This window comes from Nonomuraea sp. NPDC050153, from assembly GCF_044460125.1.
Classification (GTDB): Bacteria; Actinomycetota; Actinomycetes; order Streptosporangiales; family Streptosporangiaceae; genus Nonomuraea.
In genome coordinates, this window is record NZ_JBITJQ010000009.1 from 103,871 (window position 1) to 124,515 (window position 20,645).

23 protein-coding genes are annotated in these 20,645 nt (G+C 71.3%); 8 read left to right on the forward strand and 15 right to left on the reverse strand.

What is annotated here, in order from left to right:
- Nucleotides 1-6: 6 nt before the first annotated feature.
- Entirely contained in the window at nucleotides 7-1,593 is a 1,587-nt protein-coding gene (locus ACIBQ1_RS23465) for a Na+/H+ antiporter (RefSeq protein WP_397280518.1), read from the reverse strand.
- Nucleotides 1,594-1,847: 254 nt separating this feature from the next.
- On the opposite strand from ACIBQ1_RS23465, the gene ACIBQ1_RS23470 reads away from it, so the two are divergent.
- On the forward strand, nucleotides 1,848-2,588 hold the full coding sequence (locus tag ACIBQ1_RS23470; RefSeq protein ID WP_397280520.1) for an SDR family NAD(P)-dependent oxidoreductase: 741 nt from the start codon (nucleotides 1,848-1,850) through the stop codon (nucleotides 2,586-2,588).
- 45 nt (nucleotides 2,589-2,633) lie between these two features.
- Nucleotides 2,634-2,939: an RNA polymerase sigma factor gene (locus tag ACIBQ1_RS23475; protein WP_397280522.1), complete on the forward strand. Its 306-nt coding sequence runs from the start codon at nucleotides 2,634-2,636 to the stop codon at nucleotides 2,937-2,939.
- Here the strand turns inward: ACIBQ1_RS23475 and ACIBQ1_RS23480 are convergent.
- Nucleotides 2,909-3,787 (reverse strand): phosphorothioated DNA-binding restriction endonuclease, encoded by an 879-nt coding sequence (locus ACIBQ1_RS23480; protein WP_397280524.1) that lies wholly within the window; start codon nucleotides 3,785-3,787, stop codon nucleotides 2,909-2,911. The two genes, ACIBQ1_RS23475 and ACIBQ1_RS23480, sit on opposite strands and share 31 nt — an antisense overlap.
- A gap of 293 nt (nucleotides 3,788-4,080) precedes the next feature.
- On the opposite strand from ACIBQ1_RS23480, the gene ACIBQ1_RS23485 reads away from it, so the two are divergent.
- The 3 genes from ACIBQ1_RS23485 (at nucleotide 4,081) to ACIBQ1_RS23495 (ending at nucleotide 6,727) form a co-directional block, all read left to right on the forward strand.
- Nucleotides 4,081-4,824: a hypothetical protein gene (locus ACIBQ1_RS23485; protein WP_397280527.1), complete on the forward strand. Its 744-nt coding sequence runs from the start codon at nucleotides 4,081-4,083 to the stop codon at nucleotides 4,822-4,824.
- Between the two features lie 77 nt (nucleotides 4,825-4,901).
- Entirely contained in the window at nucleotides 4,902-5,750 is an 849-nt protein-coding gene (locus tag ACIBQ1_RS23490; RefSeq protein ID WP_397280529.1) for a helix-turn-helix transcriptional regulator, read from the forward strand.
- A 113-nt stretch (nucleotides 5,751-5,863) separates the two neighbouring features.
- Entirely contained in the window at nucleotides 5,864-6,727 is an 864-nt protein-coding gene (locus ACIBQ1_RS23495) for an SDR family oxidoreductase (RefSeq protein ID WP_397280531.1), read from the forward strand.
- Between the two features lie 36 nt (nucleotides 6,728-6,763).
- Here the strand turns inward: ACIBQ1_RS23495 and ACIBQ1_RS23500 are convergent, their stop codons facing one another.
- The 5 genes from ACIBQ1_RS23500 to ACIBQ1_RS23520 form a co-directional block, all read right to left on the reverse strand.
- Nucleotides 6,764-7,507, reverse strand: a complete 744-nt coding sequence (locus ACIBQ1_RS23500; RefSeq protein WP_397280533.1) for a TetR/AcrR family transcriptional regulator — start codon at nucleotides 7,505-7,507, stop codon at nucleotides 6,764-6,766.
- 72 nt (nucleotides 7,508-7,579) lie between these two features.
- Nucleotides 7,580-8,287, reverse strand: coding sequence for an SDR family NAD(P)-dependent oxidoreductase (locus ACIBQ1_RS23505; protein ID WP_397280535.1), 708 nt, complete (start codon nucleotides 8,285-8,287; stop codon nucleotides 7,580-7,582).
- Nucleotides 8,288-8,473: 186 nt separating this feature from the next.
- Nucleotides 8,474-9,448: an NAD-dependent epimerase/dehydratase family protein gene (locus ACIBQ1_RS23510; protein WP_397280537.1), complete on the reverse strand. Its 975-nt coding sequence runs from the start codon at nucleotides 9,446-9,448 to the stop codon at nucleotides 8,474-8,476.
- Complete coding sequence (locus ACIBQ1_RS23515) at nucleotides 9,448-9,882, reverse strand: MerR family transcriptional regulator (RefSeq protein WP_397280539.1); 435 nt, start codon at nucleotides 9,880-9,882, stop codon at nucleotides 9,448-9,450. Before ACIBQ1_RS23515 ends, ACIBQ1_RS23510 begins: the two co-directional genes overlap by 1 nt.
- Nucleotides 9,883-10,007: 125 nt before the next feature.
- Nucleotides 10,008-10,586 (reverse strand): helix-turn-helix domain-containing protein, encoded by a 579-nt coding sequence (locus ACIBQ1_RS23520; protein WP_397280541.1) that lies wholly within the window; start codon nucleotides 10,584-10,586, stop codon nucleotides 10,008-10,010.
- Between the two features lie 61 nt (nucleotides 10,587-10,647).
- On the opposite strand from ACIBQ1_RS23520, the gene ACIBQ1_RS23525 reads away from it, so the two are divergent.
- Nucleotides 10,648-11,583, forward strand: coding sequence for an SDR family oxidoreductase (locus tag ACIBQ1_RS23525; protein ID WP_397280543.1), 936 nt, complete (start codon nucleotides 10,648-10,650; stop codon nucleotides 11,581-11,583).
- A gap of 64 nt (nucleotides 11,584-11,647) precedes the next feature.
- On the opposite strand, the gene ACIBQ1_RS23530 is transcribed toward ACIBQ1_RS23525, so the two are convergent.
- Nucleotides 11,648-12,028: a winged helix-turn-helix transcriptional regulator gene (locus ACIBQ1_RS23530; protein ID WP_397280545.1), complete on the reverse strand. Its 381-nt coding sequence runs from the start codon at nucleotides 12,026-12,028 to the stop codon at nucleotides 11,648-11,650.
- Nucleotides 12,029-12,149: 121 nt separating this feature from the next.
- Here ACIBQ1_RS23530 and ACIBQ1_RS23535 point away from each other — a divergent pair, with 121 nt between their 5' ends.
- Nucleotides 12,150-12,584, forward strand: coding sequence for a RidA family protein (locus ACIBQ1_RS23535; RefSeq protein WP_397280547.1), 435 nt, complete (start codon nucleotides 12,150-12,152; stop codon nucleotides 12,582-12,584).
- A gap of 43 nt (nucleotides 12,585-12,627) precedes the next feature.
- Here the strand turns inward: ACIBQ1_RS23535 and ACIBQ1_RS23540 are convergent, their stop codons facing one another.
- Genes ACIBQ1_RS23540 through ACIBQ1_RS23565 form a run of 6 tightly spaced genes read right to left on the reverse strand, consistent with a single transcriptional unit; the run spans nucleotide 12,628 to nucleotide 18,801 of the window.
- Nucleotides 12,628-13,365, reverse strand: a complete 738-nt coding sequence (locus ACIBQ1_RS23540; protein ID WP_397280549.1) for an ABC transporter ATP-binding protein — start codon at nucleotides 13,363-13,365, stop codon at nucleotides 12,628-12,630.
- Complete coding sequence (locus ACIBQ1_RS23545; RefSeq protein WP_397280551.1) at nucleotides 13,365-14,306, reverse strand: ABC transporter ATP-binding protein; 942 nt, start codon at nucleotides 14,304-14,306, stop codon at nucleotides 13,365-13,367. Before ACIBQ1_RS23545 ends, ACIBQ1_RS23540 begins: the two co-directional genes overlap by 1 nt.
- Nucleotides 14,306-15,148: an ABC transporter permease gene (locus ACIBQ1_RS23550; RefSeq protein ID WP_397280553.1), complete on the reverse strand. Its 843-nt coding sequence runs from the start codon at nucleotides 15,146-15,148 to the stop codon at nucleotides 14,306-14,308. Before ACIBQ1_RS23550 ends, ACIBQ1_RS23545 begins: the two co-directional genes overlap by 1 nt.
- Nucleotides 15,145-16,059 (reverse strand): ABC transporter permease, encoded by a 915-nt coding sequence (locus ACIBQ1_RS23555; RefSeq protein WP_397280555.1) that lies wholly within the window; start codon nucleotides 16,057-16,059, stop codon nucleotides 15,145-15,147. Before ACIBQ1_RS23555 ends, ACIBQ1_RS23550 begins: the two co-directional genes overlap by 4 nt.
- Before the next feature lie 4 nt (nucleotides 16,060-16,063).
- On the reverse strand, nucleotides 16,064-17,671 hold the full coding sequence (locus ACIBQ1_RS23560; protein ID WP_397280557.1) for an ABC transporter substrate-binding protein: 1,608 nt from the start codon (nucleotides 17,669-17,671) through the stop codon (nucleotides 16,064-16,066).
- The gene (locus tag ACIBQ1_RS23565; RefSeq protein ID WP_397280559.1) at nucleotides 17,668-18,801 is read right to left on the reverse strand and encodes a C45 family autoproteolytic acyltransferase/hydolase; all 1,134 of its coding nucleotides are present in this window, start codon (nucleotides 18,799-18,801) and stop codon (nucleotides 17,668-17,670) included. The genes ACIBQ1_RS23560 and ACIBQ1_RS23565 overlap by 4 nt, the downstream gene beginning before the upstream one ends.
- A gap of 153 nt (nucleotides 18,802-18,954) precedes the next feature.
- Here ACIBQ1_RS23565 and ACIBQ1_RS23570 point away from each other — a divergent pair, with 153 nt between their 5' ends.
- Complete coding sequence (locus tag ACIBQ1_RS23570) at nucleotides 18,955-19,797, forward strand: MurR/RpiR family transcriptional regulator (RefSeq protein ID WP_397280561.1); 843 nt, start codon at nucleotides 18,955-18,957, stop codon at nucleotides 19,795-19,797.
- A gap of 12 nt (nucleotides 19,798-19,809) precedes the next feature.
- On the opposite strand, the gene ACIBQ1_RS23575 is transcribed toward ACIBQ1_RS23570, so the two are convergent.
- Nucleotides 19,810-20,532, reverse strand: a complete 723-nt coding sequence (locus tag ACIBQ1_RS23575; RefSeq protein WP_397280563.1) for a TetR/AcrR family transcriptional regulator — start codon at nucleotides 20,530-20,532, stop codon at nucleotides 19,810-19,812.
- Nucleotides 20,533-20,645 lie beyond the last annotated feature (113 nt).

Genomic DNA, 20,645 nt, shown 5'->3' on the forward strand with positions numbered 1-20,645 from the left:
GCGGCCTCAGAGGATCTGCTGCTCCTCCAGGTCGAGCCTGCGTTGCAGGGCCTGGAGAGCGGCGTCGCCGATCTCGCCGCGCCGCCACATGCGCACCGCCTCCTCGCGCTCCACCCGCAGCAGCTCCCTGCGTGCCTCGGCGTAGGTCGCCGCGGCGAGCACGGCCCCCTCGACCAGCTCAGGCAGGTGCTCGTCGTCCGCGCCGGGCCCCAGCAGGGCATGCGCCTTGCGGGCCCGCTCCTCCAGGTCCCTGCGCAGGCGCAGCTCCACGTCGCCGGGCAGCGCGCCCTCGGCCACGATCTGGTCCAGGCGTACCAGGGCCAGCCTGGCCGTGGTGTGCTCCGCGCTCGCCTGCTCCAGCTCGGGCAGGTCGTCGTCCATGCCCGCGACGCGCAGGCGGCGGCTGACCCAGGGCAGGGTCAGCCCCTGCAGCACCAGCGTCACCACGATCACCGCGAAGGTCAGGAACAGGATCAGGTCCCGTCCGGGGAACGGGGCGCCGCCCGCGGTCAGCGGAATGGCGAACGCGGCGGCCAGTGACACCACGCCGCGCAGCCCCGCCCAGGACACGATGGCAGTCGCCTGCCACGGCGGATACGGATCACGGGCGCGGATGCGCGGGAAGAGCAGCCGGGGCAGGTACACGGTCGGGAACACCCACACGACGCGTACGACGATCAGGGTGAGGGTCACCGCGCCCGCGTACAGCGCGAGTTCGGCGGCGGAGTAACCGTGCAGCCCCGCCAGGATCTGCCGCAGTTGCAGGCCGATGAGCGCGAAGACGACGCTCTGCAGCAGGTACGCGATCATCTCCCAGACCGCCTGGCCCTGCAGCCGCGTGGTGCTGGACACGATCAGCGGCGCCGCCCGCGCCACCACCAGTCCGGTCACCACCACCGCGAGCACGCCCGAACCGTGCAGCGTCTCCGCGCCCAGGTAGGCCGCGAACGGGGTGACCAACGACACGGTGTTCTCCGTCAGCGGGTCCTCGATCCGGCGTCGCACGTGGACGACGAGGAACCCCACCGCCAGCCCGAACCCGACCCCGATCACGCTGACCAGCAGGAACCCGAGCACCGCCGCGCCGTAGGAGAACAGGCCGGTGGCCACGGCGGCGATCGCGATCCGGTACGCCACCAGAGCGGTGGCGTCGTTGAGCAGGCTCTCGCCCTCCAGGACGGTGACCACCCGGCGGGGCAGCCCCACCCGGTTCGCGATCGCGGCCGCCGCGAGCGCGTCCGGCGGCGCGACGATCGCGCCGAGCACGAACCCGGCCGCCAGCGGCAGTCCGGGCACGAGCGCGTGCGCCAGGTAGCCGACCGCGATCGTGCTGGCCAGCACCAGGCCGACCGACAGCAGCGTGATCGAACGCAGGTTGGCCCGCAGGTCCCGCAGGCTCGTGTCGAGCGCCTCGGCGTACAGCAGCGGCGGCAGGAACCCGAACAGCACCAGCTCCGGATCCAGCTGGTAGGCGGGCAGGCCGGGCACCAGGCTGGCCAGGAGCCCGGCGATCACCAGCGCGATCGGCGGCGGCACGCCCATCCGCCTGGCCAGCGCCGACACGACTGTCGCGCCGACCACGAGGATCAGCATGAGCGCCACCACGTTCTCTCCGCCTCCCTCGTCTCAGTGTGTCAGCACGCCGGATGACGTGTTCCGCCTGCCGGCCGGCCGTCGGACACCGAGTGTATTCTTGCTGGTTAGAGGGGTTATTTGGGTCCGGCGCCGGCGATGGTCGGAGCAGCCGCGCCGAGGGCGCCCGCGGATCTGGCGGGGCCTCAGAGGGGCCGACCGGGGACGCGAACCATCCAGTGGGAGCGCGCACTTCACCGATCAAGGACTCGATCATGGAACTTCAGAACCAGACCGCGCTGGTGACCGGCGGTGGTTCGGGCATCGGCCGGGCGACCGCACTGCTGCTCGCCCGTGCGGGAGCCTTCGTCATCGTCGCGGGTCGCAATGCCGATCACCTCGCCGAGACGGTCGCGCAGATCGAGGCCGCGGGTGGCGGGGCCCGCGCCGTCCCCACGGACCTCGGCGACCTGGACGCGCTGCAGCGGCTCGCCGACGCGGCCGGTGACGTCGACATCCTGGTCAACAACGCGGGCGTCTACCCCTTCATGCCGACGCCGAAGCAGGATCTGAAGTCGTTCATGCAGGTGTTCGACACCAACGTACGGGGGCCGTTCTTCCTGACCGCCGCCATCGCGCCGGCGATGGGAGCCAAGGGGTCCGGCAGCATCGTCAACGTCAGCTCGATCGCCGCTCTCCAGGGCATCCCGGACGCCGCCGCCTACGGAGCGACGAAAGCCGCTCTCGACTCCCTCACCCGCTCCTGGGCCGCCGAGTTCGGCGGTCTCGGAGTCCGGGTCAACTCCGTCGCCCCCGGCAACACCAGGACCGACAACGTGGTGAAGGCCCTCGGCGAGGAGAAGTTCGAGGAGTGGGGCCGTACGGGCAACCCGCTCGGCCGCCTCGGCCGTCCGGAGGAGGTCGCCGAGGCGATCCTCTTCCTCGCCTCCCCGCGGGCCAGCTACATCACCGGAGTCACCCTGCCCGTCGACTGCGGCTACGTGGCGCACGGCTGAGCCGGCGAGGGCCGCGAACGCGGGGAAGGCGCGATGATGCGGGGCATGGCGGAAGAGGCCGCGGCCGACGACGTGATGTTGACGCGGGCCGCCCAGGCCGGTGACGTCGCCGCGCTGGGGCTGCCGCTGGAACGGCATCGGGCGGGCATGCGGGCCGTGGCGTTGAGCATCCTGGGTCCCGGTCCCGACGTGGACGTCGTCATGCAGGACGCGATGCTCATCGCGCTGCGCCGCATCGGGGACGTACGCGACCCGCGGGCGGTCGGCCCGTGGCTGCGGATGATCGTACTGTTGCACCTCGCCGATGGGCGCGTGCGGTCTCAGGCACGGGCGGGCGTGCGGAAGACCTGACGGGTGTGCCAGCCGATGTGTTCCCGCTCGACCGCGTCCAGGCCGGGCTGGGGTTTTCGGGCGGGCCGGCCGGCCAGGGAGAGCACCATGTCGCGGGACGCCTGCGACCGGCCCACGAACCTGGCCGAGACGGCGATGATGTGTTCCGCGGTCAGTCCGAGGACGCCCTTGTCGAACAGTTTGTGGTGGATCGCGCACAGGCACAGCCCGTTCGCCACGTTGTCGGGCCCGTCGAAGGCCCACCAGCGCACGTGCGCCGCGTCCAGGCCCACCGCTGTGCCGTCCAGCCAGCCGTCGTAGGAGCAGAACGCGCAGCAGTACTCGTACGCCATGAGCACCCGATCGCGAAAGCCCGGATCACGGCGTACGACCGGCGGTGTTCTGAGCTCCTCGCCGGGCTCCAGATCGAGGCCGGCCAGCAGGCACAGGTCCGGGTGCAGGGACGGGGCGAAGTTGGCGTCCAGGAGGTAGCGGGCGATCCGCCCCAGCAGGCCGGGCTCCTCCGACAGCGCGCGGGCCAGGTCGGGGTGGAGGCGGCCGGTGGCCTGGCTGTCGCGCAGGCGGCCCAGCTCCGGGCCCGGGCTGCCCGGGCCGTGGCGGGTGTCGACCAGCCAGAGGCCGTCGTTCGTCAGATGGTGGAAGGGGTAGCCCGGGCTGGTGTCGCGGGGCGGGCCGTATTCCTTGAGCAGTTTCTTGAGCTCGGCCTCGGCGGCGCTGAACGGGATGGGCCGGTTGCCGTGCCGCTGGAAACGGCCCAGGGCGTACAGGAGGAGAAGTGGCTTGTGCGGTGCGCGCTCGCCGCCTCTGGTCCAGCGCCGGATCTCGGCGACCCGCTCGATCCAGTCCACGGTCGGCCAGTGTAGAGCGACCTTCCGGCCTCGGCACCCGTATTTCCCGGTGGCCGGCCACGTCCTGTAGTCGCCGGGTGAGCGATCTTCAGCCGGGCGTTTACCGGCATCTGATCAGGACGGCCTGCTGCGGGCGGTGTCCGATCGCGACCTGATCGACCGTATGGCGCCTGGACCGCCCGCTCCCACCTGAGGTGTTCCACTACGCCAAGGCCACCGCGGGCTGAGCCGTCCTTGGGCCCCAGGAGCAATGAGCGAGCATAAAGGCGACCAAGCATAGGTAGGGATGGGGTATGTGGCTTCGCCGATTCAGCCGACTGCCGTCCCGCGTATCGTGGCCCGGACATTCCCTCGGGCGGTGGATCGTGGTCGCGCTCGGCCTGGGCGTGCTCGTGGCGGGGCTCGTCGGCGCGGCCGGCCCGTATCGGCAGACCAGGGAGTTCCGGGAGACCGTGGCGTGCGACCGGAGCGTCGGCGACTGTTTCGGCAGCGAGGCGGGCTCCATCGCCGCCCGGCGCACCTACACCACGACCTCGACGACGACGTACACCGACGCCAACGGCCAAACGCACACCAACACCACCACGACCACCCACCACGAGGTCACCTGGCAGCGGGCGAACGGTTCCCGGCAGGCCCGCGACGTGTCGTCGAGCTTCTACGCCAAGGCCAAGGAGGGACAGCCCGCCACGCTGCGGCTCTGGCGCGGGGAGGTCGTCGGCGTGGAGGTGATGGGTGACGCGCAGTGGTTCCTGCCGGAGTCCGGCGCGACGCTCAACGGTTGGCTGTACCTGGCCTTCTTCGGCCTCGGGGTGCTGCTGTGGGGGCTGCTGTTCGGCTGGTGGGACGGGTTCTTCATGCTCGCCTTCCGCACGTTCGCCTGGATGTTCATGAGTTTCCTGCCGGTGGGCCTGGTGACGGACACCTTGGCCTACGGCCTGGACATGGGGACCGGTCTCGCCGTAGAGATCGCGTTCATCCTCTTCTTCGCCGGGATCGGTGCCAGCCTGCTGATCGGCTCGCTCGACCGCTGGTGACCGGCTCCTGAGGGTAGGAGTATCAGGGCCCCCCTCAGCGCCTGTGCCCGCCGCCGACCTGGCCTAGCCTCGAAACCATGGACAGGGAGAATCCGCTCGGCCGGTTCCTGCGTGCCCGCCGCGCGCTGGTCCAGCCCGAGGATCTCGGCCTGCCGGCCGGTGCCCGCCGCAGGGTGGCGGGGTTGCGCCGGCAGGAGGTCGCGCGGCTGGCCGGGGTGAGCACCGATTACTACGTACGCCTGGAGCAGGGGCGCGAGCGGCACCCGTCCGCCCAGGTGGTGGACGCGCTGGCCCGGGTGCTCGGCCTGGAGGAAGACGCGGTCGCGCACCTGCACGCGCTGGCTCGCGCGACGGCGGGCTCGCGGCGGCCGGATGCCCGCTCCGAGCGGGTCAGCCCGCAACTGGTGGGCATGATGGCGGCCTGGCCGCGGACCCCGGCCGTGGTGCTGGGCCGCCGCCTGACCGTCCTGGCCGCCAACACGCTCGGCGAGGCCCTGTTCGCCGGGCACGCCTACAGCGGTGACCTGGTCCGGCTGGTGTTCCTCGACCCGGACGCCCGCACCTTCTACCCGGACTGGGACCGGGTGGCGGTCACCACGGTCGCCGGGCTGCGGCCAGCGGCCGGCTACGACGATCCGCTGCTGGACGAGCTGGTGGCGGAGCTGTCGGCGGCGAGCGAGACCTTCCGCCGCCTGTGGGCTCGCCACGACATCCGGCAGAAGACCCACGAGACCAAACGTTTCCGCCACCCGCTGGTGGGCGAGCTGACCCTGCACTACGAGGCGCTGACCGTCAACAGCGCCCCCGGCCAGCAGCTCGTCGTCTACCAGGCAGACCCCGGCAGCCCGTCGGAGGAGGCGCTGTCGCTGCTGGGCAGCCTCACCGCCCGGATTCCCGAGCAGGTGACCGACCTGGCCGCCCTGTGACCCGGTGACGGGCCGCACGCGTCGATATCAGTGATACGACATTTATGATTCCATCGCTAATACCAGTGATACGCTCATTGTGTTTCCATCGGAATGGACCACTGGAGTGCGACATGATCATCGTGACCGGCGCCACCGGACAGCTCGGACGCCAGATCGTCGAACGGCTGCTGACCCGCGTGCCGGCGGGCCGGATCGGTCTCAGCGTCCGCGACCCCGAGAAGGCTCAGGCGTTCGCCGACCAGGGGGTGCGGGTGCGGCACGGCGACTTCACCGACGCCGGCAGCCTCGCCCACGCCTTCGAGGGCGCCACCCAGGTGCTGATCATCTCGATCGACAAGATGGGCGAAGAGGCCGTACGACAGCACCGCCTCGCGATCGACGCGGCCGTCGCGGCAGGCGCCCGCCGCGTCCTCTACACCAGCCACATGGGCGCCAGTGCCTCCTCACGCTTCCAGGCCTGCCGCGACCACGCCGCGACCGAGGAGGCACTGCGAGCGTGCGGCGTGCCGTTCACCGCACTGCGCAACGGCTTCTACGCCGCCGGCGCCGTGCGGTTTCTCAGCCAGGCCATGCGATCCGACCAGATCGCGCTCCCCGCGGACGGGCCGGTCAGCTGGACCTCCCACGAGGATCTCGCCGAGGCGGCGGCCGTCATCCTGGCCGACGAGGGCCGCTTCGACGGCCCCACCGCCCCGCTCACCGCGGCCCAGGCGCTCACCTTCGACTACATCGCCCGCATCGCCGGCGACGTGACCGGCCGCACCATCACCAGGACCGTCGCGCCCGACGACCGGTTCCGGCGACAGCTGATGGATCACGGCGTCCCCGCCGAGTACGCGGACCATCTGCTCGACATCTTCGTCGCCGGCCGTGCCGGCGAGTTCGCCGGCGTCGACCCCACCCTGGCCACCCTGCTGGGGCACGAGCCCACCCCGCTGAGCACCGTCCTGCGCAAGCACCTGCCCGGCGCCTGATCCAACGCTCCCACCCCCTGCGCAGGTACGGGAGGTCTACGACGCGGCGAGGCGGTCGAGCCACTCGCCGAGAAGGTGTCGCTCCGCCTCGCTGAGCGTGGTCTGCTGGGGCAGTGCGGCGCGGAGCGCTCGGGCGGCGCCGGCGGGGCCCGGGTCCTGTACGGCGGGCCTGTCGGTGGTGACGGCGGTGACCATGGACTCGCGCATGGTGCTCAGCAAGGCCGGGTCGCGCCGGTCCTCGGGGAGCGACAGCCAGGTGAGCACGGCACCGCGGGCCGTGGCGTGGATGAGGGCGGCGGCGAGCGGTTCGTCGACGCGGAGCCTGCCCGCGGCGGCGAGGCGGCGGATGCGCCCGAGGAGGATCTCCATGCCCGTCCTGAACGCCGCCGAGTCCGTGCCGCGCCGGGGCTCGCCGTACATCACCGCGTAGAGGGCAGGGTTGGCGAGCCCGAATTCGACGGCGAGGTCCCAGCCCGCACGCAGATCCTCGACCGGATCGTCAGGGGCGGGGACGGCGCGTTTGGCCGCGAGGAACTTGGCGTAACCGTGCTCGGCCACCGCGTCCAGCAGCCCGTCCATGTCGTCGAAGTGCCGGTAGATCGCGGGCGGCTGCACCCCGGCCGCGGCCGCGACCGCGCGGGTGGTGACCGCGTCGCGCCCCTCCCGCGCCAGGAGGTCGGCCGCGGCGTCGATCACCCGCCGGCGGGTCAGCTCTCGCCCGCCGGCCGCTCCCTCCGCCGCGGAGCCGGAGGGGTGGTCCGCCCTTGTTCTCCCAGGCATGGGGGCAATGATACTGCCGGCGCCATAGCGCTGTGAGTATCAGTGATATCGCCGGCCGGGGCTTCGGAGGGCTTACCAGGGCAGAGGTCCCTCCGCGTCGAAGTAGCCTCCCGTGGGGCCGTCGGGGCCGACCTGCGCCATGCGGACGATGATCTCGGCTCCCTGTTCGACCGTCTGGACGCCGGTGTTCCTGTTGAGGGCCGTACTGGTGAAGCCGGGCTCCACCGCGTTGATCCGCATGTTCGGGAACGCCTTGGCGTACTGCACGGTGATCATGTTGACCGCGGTCTTCGACGCCGGGTACGCGACGCCGGGGTAGGCGGGGGCCCGGGTGCCGGTGGCCGTCATCCGGGTGAGGGAGGCCAGGCCGCTGCTGAGGTTGACCATGACCGGGGAGGCGGACCGCCGCAGCAGCGGCAGGAACGCGTGGATGACGCGCACCATGCCGAAGACGTTGGTCTCGAACACCTCCCGCATGATGTCGGCGGTGACGTCCGGGGCGCCGATCGCACTGTTGTCCTCGGCCCATTTCTCGATGCCGGCGTTGTTGATCAGCACGTCCAGCCCGCCGTCGGCCTCGATGGTCTTGGCCGCGGCGGCGACGGAGGCGTCGTCGGTGACATCGAGCCGTACGGTCCGCGCACCCAACTGCCCGGCGGCCACGCGGCCGCGCTCGGCGTCCCGGCTGCCGACATAGACGGTGTGGCCCGCGGCGACGAGGCGGCGGGCGGTCTCGAAGCCGAGACCCTTGTTCGCACCGGTGATCAGTGTTGTCGTCATGTCTCCACCCTGCGTCGGGGGCATCCGGTCAGCCAGTCGTCCGGTTCTCCTGGGACGGCCACCCGGCCGGTCTGAACTCGATACGATCCGAAAGCGAGGAGCAGCGATGGCAGAGCCGATCGCCGAGCGGCTGTCCAGCCCCGGCGGCACGCCGGTTGTGGGAGCGGACGCTCAAGAGGGGTAGGGCTATTCCGCGTTCACCAGGCCGAGGTCGCGCAGGCTCTCGGCCGTCCGCACGATCGTCGTCTCGGCGGGCCGGGGACGCCAGCCGAGCTCGCCGCGGGCCCGGTCGTTGTGGATGACCGGCCGCGGCGGGTCCTCCCCCGGCGCTTCCTGAGTGGGTACGCGTGCGGCCTGCGGGCCGAGCCGTCGGCGCAGGATCTCGGCCACCTCCAGGAAGCTCAGGGCCGGGCCGTCGGCGACGGCCAGGAAGCGCCTGCCCGCGGCCTTGGGCTCCGCCATGGCGCGCAGGTGCAGGTCGGCCACGTCGCGCACGTCGACGACGCCGAAGCGCCGGCGGGGCGCGACACTCATCGTCCCGTCCAGCATGGCCTTGATCAGCTGCGTCGAGGAGCGCAGGCCGGTCGTGAGGGCGGGCCCGAAGATGGCCGTCGGGTTGACCACCACGAGTTCGGTGTCGCCGCCGTCGCGCTTCATCAGGTCCCAGGCGGCGCGCTCGGCGATCGTCTTGGAACGCGGGTAGGGCGCCAGGCCCGGCGTGTCGGGATCGGTCCAGTCGTCTTCGGTGAACTCGGCGCCCGGTTTGGGGGTGTATCCGACCGCGGCGAAGGACGAGGTGAGTACGACGCGCCGGGCGCCCGCGTCACGCGCGGCACGCAGCACCCGCAACGTGCCCTCCCGGGCGGGGACGATCAGCTCGTCGGGGTCCTCGGGCTGGGTGACCGGGATGGGCGAGGCGACGTGATGAACCTCCTCGCACCCGGCCACCGCGGCGGGCCAGCCGTCGTCGGCCATCAGATCGGCGGCGACGACCCGCAGGCCGGCGTCGTCGGCATCGCCGCGGCGCACCGCCGCGCGCAGTTCGGCCTCCTGAGCCGTCGAGCGCACCGTCGCGCGCACCGGTCTCCCGGCCCGGAGCAGTGCGGCGATCAGTTGTGTCCCCACGTAGCCGGACCCGCCGGTGACCAGGACCTGGCTCATCACAGCACCCCCAAGCGACCGGCCGCTCCGATGGAACGCCGCATCGCCTCGGCCTCCGCGGCCGTGTCGCCGCGGTCGCGGGCGTCCCACAACCCCGCCTTCTCCCGCAGATAGGCCAGCCGGGCATGCTGGGCGGCGATCTCGGCCTCGACGCGCTCCGCGTGACGCAGCAGCAGGTCGCGCTGTTCGGCCGCCGCCACCCGCCCGCGGGTACGGTTGGCCAGGTAGGTGCGCATGTCCTCGATGCCCACGCCGACCGCGCGAAGACAGGCCAGCGTCTCGATCACGTGAAGATCCGCCTCACCGTAACGCCTGTGCCCGCTGCTCTCGTCCCGGTCGATCGGGCCGACCAGACCGACCTCCTCGTAATAGCGCAGGGTCGGCTCGCTCAGCCCGCTGCGCCGGGACACCTCATGGATGGTCAAAGCTGCCATACGGCCAGCGAAACACACCTCAAGCGCTTGAGGTCAAACGCGGTGTCCACCAGTCCCGTCCCGGCGGACGAACGGAATCGCCCGCTCGGCCGCCCTGGGTGGAGATCGATGGCGTCGACGTCAGGTCACACGGTCCCGGCACGGGTCAGGTCGCTGATGGCGGCGAGACCTTCGCGTTGCAGTTCGAGCAGATCTCGGGTCTCCTCGGGCGCGATCCACCGGACGAAGGCCGTCTTGAACACCAGCACGCCCAGCTCACCTGCCAGGCCGGCGGCCATCTGGCCGACGCCGCGTGCGACGAGCGCGGCGGTCACGGCGTGGGAGAGCTTGGCCAGTTTGAGCAGCTCGCGCTCCCGCAACTGCTCGTTCGCCGCGATGATCCCGTTCCGTACGCGGGCGTGGTCCCGGCCCCGTACGCCCTGGAGGACCCGGCCCCCGGCATCGAGGGCCGCGACGAGCAGGCCGGCCACGGCCGCGTCCGCCGGGGCGTCGGTGATCGCGTCCACGAAGGCGGCCTCCAGCCGATCCTCGCCGGCGAACAGCACCTCGCGTTTGTCCGCGAAATGCCGGAAGAACGTCCGCTCGGTCACCCCGGCCCGCCCGGCGATCCCGGCCACGGTCGTCGCCTCGAAACCGTCCTCGGCGAACAGCTCCATCGCCGCCCGCTGCAGACGATCCGACGCTCCAGGTGCCCAACGTGCCATGTCCGGATCGTAGCCGGAACCGAGGTGATGACAGAGTCTGACATCACGGCTATGCTGACCGATGTCAGCCTCTGACATCACCATGGGAAGCGAGCCCACCATGCACGTCTTCGTCACCGGCGCGTCCGGATTCATCGGCCGCGCCGTCGTCGCCGAGCTCATCGCCGCGGGTCACGAGGTGACCGGCCTGGCCCGTTCCGAGGCGTCGGCATCCGCCATCAAGGACCTCGGCGCGAACGTCCACCGCGGTGACCTCGACGACCTCGACCAGATCCGCCAGGGTGCGAACGCGGCCGACGGCGTCGTCCACCTCGCGAACAAGCACGACTTCGTCCGGCTCGAGGTCTCCAACCGCGCCGAACGGGCCTCGGTCCAGACCATCAGCGACACGCTCGCCGGGTCCGACCGGCCGTTCGTGCTCGCGTCCGGCCTCGCTCTGCCCGGCCTCGGACGCTCGTCGACAGAGCGGGACCCCAATCCCGCCGTCGGCCCCGACTCACCGCGCGGCGGTGCCGAGAACCTCGCCCTGGCCTACGCCGACCGTGGCGTACGCGTCATCCCCGTCCGCTTCGCCCCGACCGTCCACGGCGAAGACGACCACGGCTTCGTCTCCGTCGTCGCCCAGGCCGCCCGGCGCCGCGGAGCCTCCGTCTACCCCGGCGAGGGGCTCAACCGCTGGCCCGCCGTCCACCGCTCCGACGCCGCACGCCTGGTCCGGCTCGGGCTCGAGAACGCCCCCACCGGCACGATCCTGCACGCCGCCGCCGAAGAGGGTGTGCCCGTACGGGAGATCGCCGAAGCGCTCGCCGACCGCCTCGGCGTGCCGGCGAAGTCCGCCCCGGCAGAGCAGGTCGCCGGCGAGATCCCGTTCATCGGCAGGTTCCTGGCTGCCGACATCCCCGCCACGAGCCAGATCACGCGGGACCTGCTCGGCTGGCGACCCACCGGCCCCACCCTCGTGGAGGACATCGCCGCGGGCCACTACGACCAGCCCTGAACCGGCTCAGCGGCGGCGGCACCCACGTTCTGGACGCCGCCCGCCGGCGACAACGCGATCGCCGTCAGGAGTCGAAGCGGTGGCGGGCGGCCTCGACGTGACCGAAGTACTGGTGGGTCCAGCCGCAGATCAGGTCGACCGTCGCGCGCAGGGCCTGGCCCGGCTCGGTGAGGGTGTACTCGACCCGCGGCGGCACGGTGGGGTGCACCTTCCGCTCGGCCAGGCCGTTGCGCTCCAGCATGCGCAGGTTCTGGGTGAGCATCTTGTGGCTGATGCCCTCGACCTCGTCCCGGAGCTCGCTGAAGCGCAGGGTGCGCTCGCCGAGGGCCTCGATGATCAGCAACGCCCACTTGTTGGCGACATCCGAGAAGATCTCCCGAGCCAGGGAGTCCGCGCGCCTCAGATCCGCTTCGTCGGACGAGCCTATGAACTGCTTGGTCACCATCAGGTTCCCCAGTCACTGAAAAGTTCGTTCTTCCACGTCAGCGACCACTCTCCTATGGTTTCTGAGTAACCGCAAGAGAGCACGGGCAAAGGCTCAGACGAAAGACCAAGCAGGAGATCTCATGGCTGTTTCGCTCATCAACCCTGACGGGCATGTCCGGGTACCGGTCTACCACCACGTCGCCGTGGCGACGGGGAGCAGGCAGATCCACATCGCAGGGCAGGTCGCCTGGGACGAGAACGGCGACCTCGTGGCACCGGGCGACCTCGCCGGACAGGTGGCCCAGGTCTACCGCAATGTCGCCAGGGCGCTCGACGCGGCGGGCGCGACGTTCCACGACGTCGTCCGCTTCACCTGGTACGCCGCGGGCTGGAAGAGAGAGATGTACGACGCCTTCAACGCGGGCATCGAACAGGCGGCCCGCGAGTTCGACCTCGCCACGCCGCCGGCCGCGCTGATCGGTGTCGACGTCCTCTTCGAGCCCGGCATCCTCATCGAGGCCGAGGTCACCGCGATCATCGACCGCAACGACCAGGTCACCCCGGCCACCCCATGACCACCGGCCCGCGGGCACGGCAGGTCACCGGACGCCCGGCGGCCTAGCGCGCCCTGGGCACCGAGTCGAGCAGCAGCCTGGTGTAGGGATGCTCGGGCTCGGCCAGCACCCGCGCGACCGGCCCCCGTTCGACGACCACCCCTCTGTGCAGCACCAGCGTGTCCTCGCACAGGTGGCGCACGACCGCCAGGTCGTGGCTGACGAACAGCAGCGATACGCCGGATTCGGCACGCACCCGGTTGAGCAGTTCGAGGATCTGCGCCTGGATGGAGACGTCCAGCGCGGCCACCGCCTCGTCGAGCACGAGCACCGACGGCTCCACGGCCAGCGCCCTGGCGATGGCCAGGCGCTGCCGTTGTCCCCCGCTGAGCTGGTGCGGCCGGGCCCCGGCCTCGCGGGTGCCCAGCCCGACCTGGTCGAGCAGCTCGGGAACGCGCGAGCGGTCCCCGCCGTGCAGCCGCAGCGCCACGTGCAGGCACTCGGCGGCGGTGAGCCGCGGATCGAGCGACAGATAGGGGTCCTGGAACACCATCTGGATCTCGCGCGCCCGCCGGAGCCGCGCCGCCCGGCCGCGTTCCCTGGCCGAACGCGCCCGCCCGTCCACGGTGATCGTGCCGGAGTCGGGGGTGACGAGGCCGACGAGCATGCGCGCGATCGTCGTCTTCCCCGATCCGGACTCCCCGACCAGGCCCAGCGAGCCGCCCGGGGGCAGCTCGAAGGACACCTGGTCGGCGGCCACCGAGCCGTGGAAGGACTTGCACAGATCATGTACGCCGAGCATCACGCCTCCACCAGGCGGCAGGCGGCGGAGCCGCCGGACACGGTCACGGGCCGCGGCGACCACTCCTCGCAGGCGTCCGCGGCCCGCGGGCACCGCGGCGCGAACGGGCAGCCGGCGAACGCGTCGTCCAGCGAGGGCGGGCGGCCGGGGATGGGCCGGAGGGGACGGGGATCGTCCAGCTCCGGGGTGCAGGCCAGCAACCCGGCCGTGTAGGGGTGCCGGGGGTCCGCGAACAGTTCCTTGGCCGGTCGCGACTCGACCACCGTGCCCGCGTACAGCACGTGCACCCGGTCGCAGAAGGACGCCGCGAGGTGCAGGTCGTGCGTGATGAACAGCATGCCGAGCTTCCGCTCCGCCTGGACCTCGCGCAGCAGGGCGAGGGTCTCGGCCTGGGTGGTGACGTCGAGCGCGCTCGTCGCCTCGTCGGCCAGCAGCAGCACCGGGTCGGCGGCCAGCGCGGCGGCGACGACCACCCGTTGCAACATGCCGCCGGACAGCTCGTGCGGGTATTGCCGCAGGCGCAGCTCGGGATCGCGCAGGCCGACGGCGGCCAGCAGCTCCACCGCCCGGGTGCGCGCCTCGGCCTTGGAGCGGCCCAGCGTGTGCACCATGCGCTCGGTCAGGAAGTCGCCGACCCGGCGGACCGGGTTGAGCGAGGAGCGCGGGTCCTGGTAGATCATCGACACCTTCGAGGCCCGCAGGTTCCTGAGCTGGCCCGGGTCCATCGCGAGCACGTCCTCGCCCGAGACCAGCACCCTGCCGGAGACCCCCGCCCCGGCGGGCAGCAGCCGCAGCACCGCCCGGGCCAGCGTGGACTTGCCCGAGCCCGACTCGCCGACCAGGCCCACGATCTCGCCCTTGCCGACGGCCAGCGACACCTCGCGCAGGATCGGCCGCCGGCCGCCCGCCTCGATCGTCAGCCCTTCCACGGAGAGCAGCATCAGGTCCCCCTCACGCCCATGCGGTCGGCCAGGCGTACGCCGATCACGTTGAACGACACGACCACCAGCGCGATGGCCGCGCCCGGCACCAGCACCGGCAGGAACGCGCCCTGCACGATCGCCGGTTGCCCTTCCTTGACCATGAGCCCCCAGTCGGACGACGGCGGCTGCGCCCCGAACCCGAGGAAGCTCAGCGTGGCCAGGCTCATCAGCCCCTCGCCGAACAGCACGACGAGGTAGCCCACGATCGAGCGCGCCATGTTGGGCACCAGGTGCCGCACGCAGATCGCGAACCCGCCCATGCCCTGGACCCGGTAGGCGTCGATGTACGGTTTGCCGCACTCGCCCAGTGCCACGCTCCTGGTGTAGCGGGCGATCGTCGGCGTGTACGCCAGCCCGAGCGCGACCACGGCCGTGGTCATCCCATTGCCGAACACCGCGACGACCAGGACCACGAACAGCAGCCCGGGGAAGGCGTACATGACGTCGGTCAGCCTGGACACGACGGTGTCCACCCAGCCGCGGTGCCAGGCGGCCAGCGTGCCGAGCGCGACGCCGAGCACGGAGGCGATGGCCAGCAGCGCCAAGGGGCCGATCAGGGAGGTGCGGGCGCCGTACAGGACCCTGGTGAGCAGGTCGCGGCCCGACTGGTCGGCGCCGAGCAGGTGCTCGGGCGACATCGGCGCGAGCGTGGCGGCGAAGTCGACCGCGTCCGGCTCGTACGGGGTCACCAGCGGCGCGAACACCGCCGCCACCACGACCAGCGCCAGGAAGGCGCCGGCCAGCCGGTAGCCGAGCGGCCGGGCGGCCTTCGGCGAGAGAGTGGCGACCATCGTGGTCATGCGCGCCTCCGCACCCTGGGGTCGATCAACGGCTGGGCGAGATCGACGAGCGTGGTCACGAGGATGTACGCGGCCACCATGAGCAACATCACCGCCTGGGTCACCGGGAAGTCGTGCGTGTTGATCGCGTTGACCAGCAGCGAGCCGACGCCGTTGAGCCCGAACGCGGTCTCCACGGTCACCGTGCCGGCCAGCATGCCCGCCGTGACCAGCCCGCACATGGTCACGATCGGCCCCAGCGCGCCTCTGAGCACGTGCCTGACCACGATCAGCCGCTCGGACAGCCCGGACGCGCGGGCCACGGTCACGTGGTCGAGCTCGCGCTGCTCCACCATGGACTGCCGGGTCACCCGGCTGATGATGGCCAGCGCGCCGAGCGCCAGGGTCACGGCGGGCAGCGTCAGGTGCCACAACGACCCGCCGCCCATGACGGGGAACCAGCCGAGCTGCACGCCGAACAGCGAGATCAGCACCGTGGCCACCACGAAGGGCGGCACCGAGGTGGCGAATGTCGTGCCCGCCACCACCGCCGAGTCGGTGCGCCCGCCGCGCACCGCCGCCAGCACCCCGAGCGCGACCCCGAACACCACGAACAGCACCGCGGCGTACGCGACCAGCCCGAGGGTGCTCGGCAGCCGTGCCATCAGCAGGTCGAAGACCTGGTCGTTGTACTGGGTCGACCGCCCGAGGTCGCCGGTCACCGCGTCGCCGAGCCACCGTGCGTACTGCACCAGGAACGGGTCGTCGAGGTGGTACTCGGCCCGGATGGCGGCCAGGTATTCGGGCGTGAGGTTCTCCTTGCCGCCTGCCAGGAACGTGACCGGGTCGCCGGGCGCCGCGTAGGACGCGCCGAAGATCACGAACGAGGTGGCGAGCAGCGTGACGAGCAGCCCGGCCAGCTTGCGCACCATGGGCTCAGCCCTTGGCCCCGAGGTCGGCCGCCCACGGGTAGCCCATGTTCACCTGCGAGGCCGGGGGTCCGGTCACCTTGCTGCCGAGCACGACCGCGTTGGGCACCTCGACCAGCGAGATCCACACCATGTCGGCGGTGAAGCGGCGCTGCAGCTCGATGACGTCCTTGGCGCGGGCCGCGTCGTCGGTGGCGCTCAGCGCCTTGGCGACGAGCGCGTCGTACTCGGGCGAGCTGAACTTGACCCAGTTGTTCGCCGAGCCGGTCAGGCCGTTGTCGTAGAAGCCGATCGGGTCGGACTTGGTGATGTACCAGTCGTCGGGCACCAGGTCCACCTGCGCGCGCAGCGACTCGTCGGTGTAGAAGCTGCCGAACTCCGAGGCCGGGACGGTCTTGATCTGCGCGGTCAGCCCGATCTTCTTGGCCGCGTCGACCACCGCGTTGGCGATCACCGTACGGGACTGCTCGCCGTTGGTCGCCACGATGATCGGCTCCTTCGGCGCCCCGGCCTCCTGCACGAGCTTCTTGGCCTCTTCGAGCCGCGGCGTCTCCGGCGCCCCCTGCAGCTGGTCGTAGGCGGTCTGGAACGCCTCCTTCTGGTAGGACCACGCCCCCGCCCCGACGGGCACCTTCCACGGCCTGGCCAGCCCCGCGAACCCGGACTTGGCGATGCCCGCCCGGTCCACCGCCAGCGACAGCGCCCGCCGGATCCGCGCGTCCTTCATCACGCCGCGGTCGGTCGGCAGCAGCACGTACACGCGGGTGGTCGCGCCGTAGGCCACGCTCACCGCCTGGTTGCTCTGCAGCGCGACCGCGGGCCCGGTGTCCGACAGGTACGCCCCCTGCGCCGCCCCCGTGACCAGGCTGTTGACCAGCGCCGTGTCCTCGGCCCACTGGAAGGTGACGGTCTTGGTGAGTGGCTTGACGTCCTTGTTCCAGTACGCGTCATAGCGCTCGATCGTCAGCCGGCTGCCGGACTTCCACTCCTTGAGCCGGTAGGGCCCGCTGCAGGCGTCTTCGTGCCCGGGCGTGCCGTAGTCCTTGCCGAGCCCGTCCACGATCTTCTTGTTCAGCACGATGCCCGCGCCGCCCGCGAGAGCCTGCACGAACAGCGCGTTGGGCCGCTTGAACGCGATCGTGACCTCGTGGTCGCCGGTCTTGGAGACCGACTGCACGTCCTCGAACTCGTCGGACTCGTCCTTGCCCTCGCCCGAGTGCCGCTTGAGGCTCCACACGACGTCGTCGGCGGTGACCGGCGAGCCGTCGTGGAAGGTGGCGTCCTGGCGCAGCGTGAGGACCATGGTCTTGGGGTCGGGTTGCTCGGCCTTCTCGGCCAGCCACGGCTTGACCGTCATGTCCGGCTGGGTCTGCATGAGGCGCTCGCAGACGTTGGCCAGAACGGTGCGGTTGTCGGTGCCGCCGTCGAGGTCGAGGTCGAGGGTGCCGGGCTCCTGGCTGAGCAGCCAGACGGCGTTGTCGAGCGGGCCTGCCGCCTTCGGCGTGCGGTCGACCAGCGTGAGCGTGGCCGGGTCGGGTGCCTTGGTGGTGGCCGCCGGTCCGCCGCAGGCCGCGGTGAGAACGGCGAGCCCGAGCAGGGCGAATGTCTTCTTCACGGGGTCACTTCTCCATGCGGTCCGTCGTAGAGGTTCCAGGGCACGCGCTCGTACTCGTGGTCGCAGGGCGTGCCGGCCGCGATCAGGTAGTCGCCCGTGGTGAGGTCGACGCAGCTCGACAGCAGGGTCGCCCACCGTTTGACGGCGGGCTGGGTTTCGTCGGGGTGGGTGCAGAGGGACTCGGGGTAGCCCAGGTGGTCGGACATGGCCAGCCTGATGCGCTTGCGGGCCTCGTCGGTGCCGGACGCCTCGGCCAAGGTACGCAGCCCGCCCTCGGCCCTGGGCACCCGGAACAGCGAGTCGGCCGAGCCGGGCCGGTAGGTCGCGGCCAACTGCGGCGGCACGAACGCCTGGTAGTGGTTGCCGTGCACGAGCAGCCCGTCGGTCGGGTACATCCAGCCGACCGCGCCGGGCGTGGTCTCCAGATCGATGGCGAACCCGTCGCGATGGGTGACCAGCGCGTTGCTGGCGATGTGGGCCCGCGACTTGGTCAGCGCCTCGATCGCGGTGTTGAGGTTGCCGCTGTCGAGCACCTTGCGCCTGATCAGCGTCTGCGGCACGCCCACCGAGTCGTCGAAACGACCGCCGAGCCCGTTGGCGTTGAGCGCGATGCCCGCCGAGTTGGCCCCCTGCCGCCCGACCTGCCCCGCCTCCACGTGCATGATGACCGTCGGCCGGCCCGGCTGCACCACCCTCAGCACCATCACCGTGTCGGAGACGCCGTCGCGCCAGTCCCAGTTCTGGCCCGCGTAGACGTGGCCGTCGCCGGAGGCCTCCGGCATCAGCGCGAACGACGTGCACCCGTCGGGCTCCATGGACCCGAAGGTGGTGTCGTAGATGATCTCGCCACGGGCGTTGAGCGCCAGGATGTCGAGGAAGCCGGCGCCGGCGCCCTCGGCGATGCCCTCCATCTCCTCGACCAGCTCCGGCGCGAACTCCTTGCTGGGCTCGACCCAGCGTGCCGCACGCGCCACGACCTGCTCCCATGACAGGCCGCTGGAGTGCGCGAACGCCTCGGCATAGTAGGCCAGCGCCCGGTGCACCTGGTCGCGGGCCTGCTCGCCGTACTGGCGGCCACGCTCACGCGGGGCGCCGGAGATCTCGACGAGGGGCAGGGATGTGAGGCTCAATGGTGCTCCTTGGACCGGCCGACGTCCTGTAACGTTCATTTCAAGGGGCGGCAAGTCTGTAGCGGTCGTTTCCAAGAAAGAGTAATGAGCGCTACACGGGAGTCAAGAGTCGTAATGGAAAATACACACAGCCCAATCGAGCAGCTCAGGGCCATGGTCAGGCAACTGTGGGACGAGCTGTCACCGGCCGAGCGGGCCGTGTGCCACTATTTGATCTCGGCCTCGCCCGAGCAGATCCTCTTCGCCAGCGCCCAGGAGCTGGGCAGCGCGACCGGCACCAGCAACGCCACCGTGGTGCGCACCATGCAGCGGCTGGGCTTCGGCGGCCTGCCCGGGCTCAAGCGGGCGCTGGCGGCCGAGTTCACCTCGTCAGTGGCGCCCGACGTCCGGCTCAAGCGGCGCATCGGCCACGTGGGCCAGGACCTGTCGGCCATCTGGGAGCGGGTCTTCGACGAGGCCCGCGAACGGATCGACCACTGCCGCCGCCTGCTCGACCCCGAGGCGTACAAGAAGGCCGTCGAGCTGCTGGTCAACACGCCGGGAGTGCTCGTCTACGGCGCCGGCGCGTCCGACCCGGCCGCCCGCCACCTGGCGCTCAAGCTGGGCCGCCGGGGCCACCGCGCCCGCGCCACCTCGGCGACCGGCTTCGCGCTCGCCGACGACCTGCTCTCGCTGGCCCACGGTGAGGTGCTCGTCATCTTCCAGCCCGGCCGCCGGCTCAAGGAGATCACCGTGCTGATCGAGCGGGCCCACGCGGTGGGCGCGGGCATCGTGCTGATCTCCGACGAGCTCGGCGGCGAGTTCGCCGAGCGCGTCGACGCGGTGCTGGCGGCGCCGCACACCCCCACCGGCATCACCGGCGAGCCGCTGGCCGGCATCCTCGTGGCCGACGCGCTGCTGCTGGCGCTCGACTCGCTCGACGAGCCGCGATCCGTCGAGCATTCCCACCAGCTCAACGCTCTGCGCGAGCAACTGCTCGGCCCGCGCCTCCGCTAGCCCCTGGGTCGTTCACGGCAGGCGCAGGTCGGGGCTCCGCTTGAGCCCCAAGAGGCCGAGCAGGTCGTCGATCATGTGCTCGAACAGCGGCTGCGGGTCGTCGAAGGCGAATTTGTGGTGCCCGTAGACGGCCATGCAGAGCAGCCCGTAGATCTGCCGCCAGCAGACGACCATGAGGAACACGACCCCGATGGGAAACGTCAGGCCGACCTCCGAGCGGTAGGTGCGCAGCTGTGACGCCAGGGCGGGGTCGATCTCCTCGTCCGCCGGGCAGGTCAGCCGCCCCTCGTCCCACAGCCGGGCGAACAGCTGCCCGAACAGGCCGCCCAGCTCGCGCGCGATGACCACCGGGATGCCGTCCTCCGACTCGGCGATCTTGGCGAAGCCGGCGCCCATCAGCAGGTCGAACTCGACCTTGTTGGCCAGCGACCAGTCGAGCACGGCCTGGGTGCCGGCGTGCAGTTGGGCGCTGACGTCGTCGGGGCCCTGGCGCCGCACGGCCTGGGCCACGGTGTCGATGAACTCCGCGGTGATGTCGTCGTAGATGGCGCGGACGAGGCCCGCCCGGCCGCTGAAGTAGCGGTAGAGGGCCGGGGGCGTCACGCCGACGCCGCGGGCCACGGCGGCGAGGGTGAGACCCTCGATGCCTTCCTCCGCCGCGATCCTGCGGGCGACGGCCCTCGCGTCGTGTTCGAGCTCGGCCCGCAGTCGTTCCCGTCGCGTCAACGCTGTCACCCGACCATCTTCTCCGGTCTCGCCTGCCACGGCCACTTGCAGTGAAGGGGCAACACATGGTTAATGGTATTCACTCTTTTATGGATCATCACTGAAGGCGTGAAGGAGATCTT

What these genes read in the sequence shown, in the direction of transcription:
- ACIBQ1_RS23520 (WP_397280541.1), bottom strand. Translation starts at nt 10,586, where the DNA reads ATGGCACGTTGGGCACCTGGAGCGTCGGATCGTCTGCAGCGGGCGGCG.
- ACIBQ1_RS23545 (WP_397280551.1), bottom strand. Translation starts at nt 14,306, where the DNA reads ATGCTGCTCTCCGTGGAAGGGCTGACGATCGAGGCGGGCGGCCGGCGG.
- ACIBQ1_RS23570 (WP_397280561.1), top strand. Translation starts at nt 18,955, where the DNA reads ATGGTCAGGCAACTGTGGGACGAGCTGTCACCGGCCGAGCGGGCCGTG.
- ACIBQ1_RS23510 (WP_397280537.1), bottom strand. Translation starts at nt 9,448, where the DNA reads ATGAGCCAGGTCCTGGTCACCGGCGGGTCCGGCTACGTGGGGACACAA.
- ACIBQ1_RS23500 (WP_397280533.1), bottom strand. Translation starts at nt 7,507, where the DNA reads ATGCCTGGGAGAACAAGGGCGGACCACCCCTCCGGCTCCGCGGCGGAG.
- ACIBQ1_RS23505 (WP_397280535.1), bottom strand. Translation starts at nt 8,287, where the DNA reads ATGACGACAACACTGATCACCGGTGCGAACAAGGGTCTCGGCTTCGAG.
- ACIBQ1_RS23475 (WP_397280522.1), top strand. Translation starts at nt 2,634, where the DNA reads ATGGCGGAAGAGGCCGCGGCCGACGACGTGATGTTGACGCGGGCCGCC.
- ACIBQ1_RS23550 (WP_397280553.1), bottom strand. Translation starts at nt 15,148, where the DNA reads ATGACCACGATGGTCGCCACTCTCTCGCCGAAGGCCGCCCGGCCGCTC.
- ACIBQ1_RS23515 (WP_397280539.1), bottom strand. Translation starts at nt 9,882, where the DNA reads ATGGCAGCTTTGACCATCCATGAGGTGTCCCGGCGCAGCGGGCTGAGC.
- ACIBQ1_RS23490 (WP_397280529.1), top strand. Translation starts at nt 4,902, where the DNA reads ATGGACAGGGAGAATCCGCTCGGCCGGTTCCTGCGTGCCCGCCGCGCG.
- ACIBQ1_RS23495 (WP_397280531.1), top strand. Translation starts at nt 5,864, where the DNA reads ATGATCATCGTGACCGGCGCCACCGGACAGCTCGGACGCCAGATCGTC.
- ACIBQ1_RS23535 (WP_397280547.1), top strand. Translation starts at nt 12,150, where the DNA reads ATGGCTGTTTCGCTCATCAACCCTGACGGGCATGTCCGGGTACCGGTC.
- ACIBQ1_RS23525 (WP_397280543.1), top strand. Translation starts at nt 10,648, where the DNA reads ATGTCAGCCTCTGACATCACCATGGGAAGCGAGCCCACCATGCACGTC.
- ACIBQ1_RS23465 (WP_397280518.1), bottom strand. Translation starts at nt 1,593, where the DNA reads ATGCTGATCCTCGTGGTCGGCGCGACAGTCGTGTCGGCGCTGGCCAGG.
- ACIBQ1_RS23470 (WP_397280520.1), top strand. Translation starts at nt 1,848, where the DNA reads ATGGAACTTCAGAACCAGACCGCGCTGGTGACCGGCGGTGGTTCGGGC.
- ACIBQ1_RS23485 (WP_397280527.1), top strand. Translation starts at nt 4,081, where the DNA reads ATGTGGCTTCGCCGATTCAGCCGACTGCCGTCCCGCGTATCGTGGCCC.
- ACIBQ1_RS23555 (WP_397280555.1), bottom strand. Translation starts at nt 16,059, where the DNA reads ATGGTGCGCAAGCTGGCCGGGCTGCTCGTCACGCTGCTCGCCACCTCG.
- ACIBQ1_RS23530 (WP_397280545.1), bottom strand. Translation starts at nt 12,028, where the DNA reads ATGGTGACCAAGCAGTTCATAGGCTCGTCCGACGAAGCGGATCTGAGG.
- ACIBQ1_RS23540 (WP_397280549.1), bottom strand. Translation starts at nt 13,365, where the DNA reads ATGCTCGGCGTACATGATCTGTGCAAGTCCTTCCACGGCTCGGTGGCC.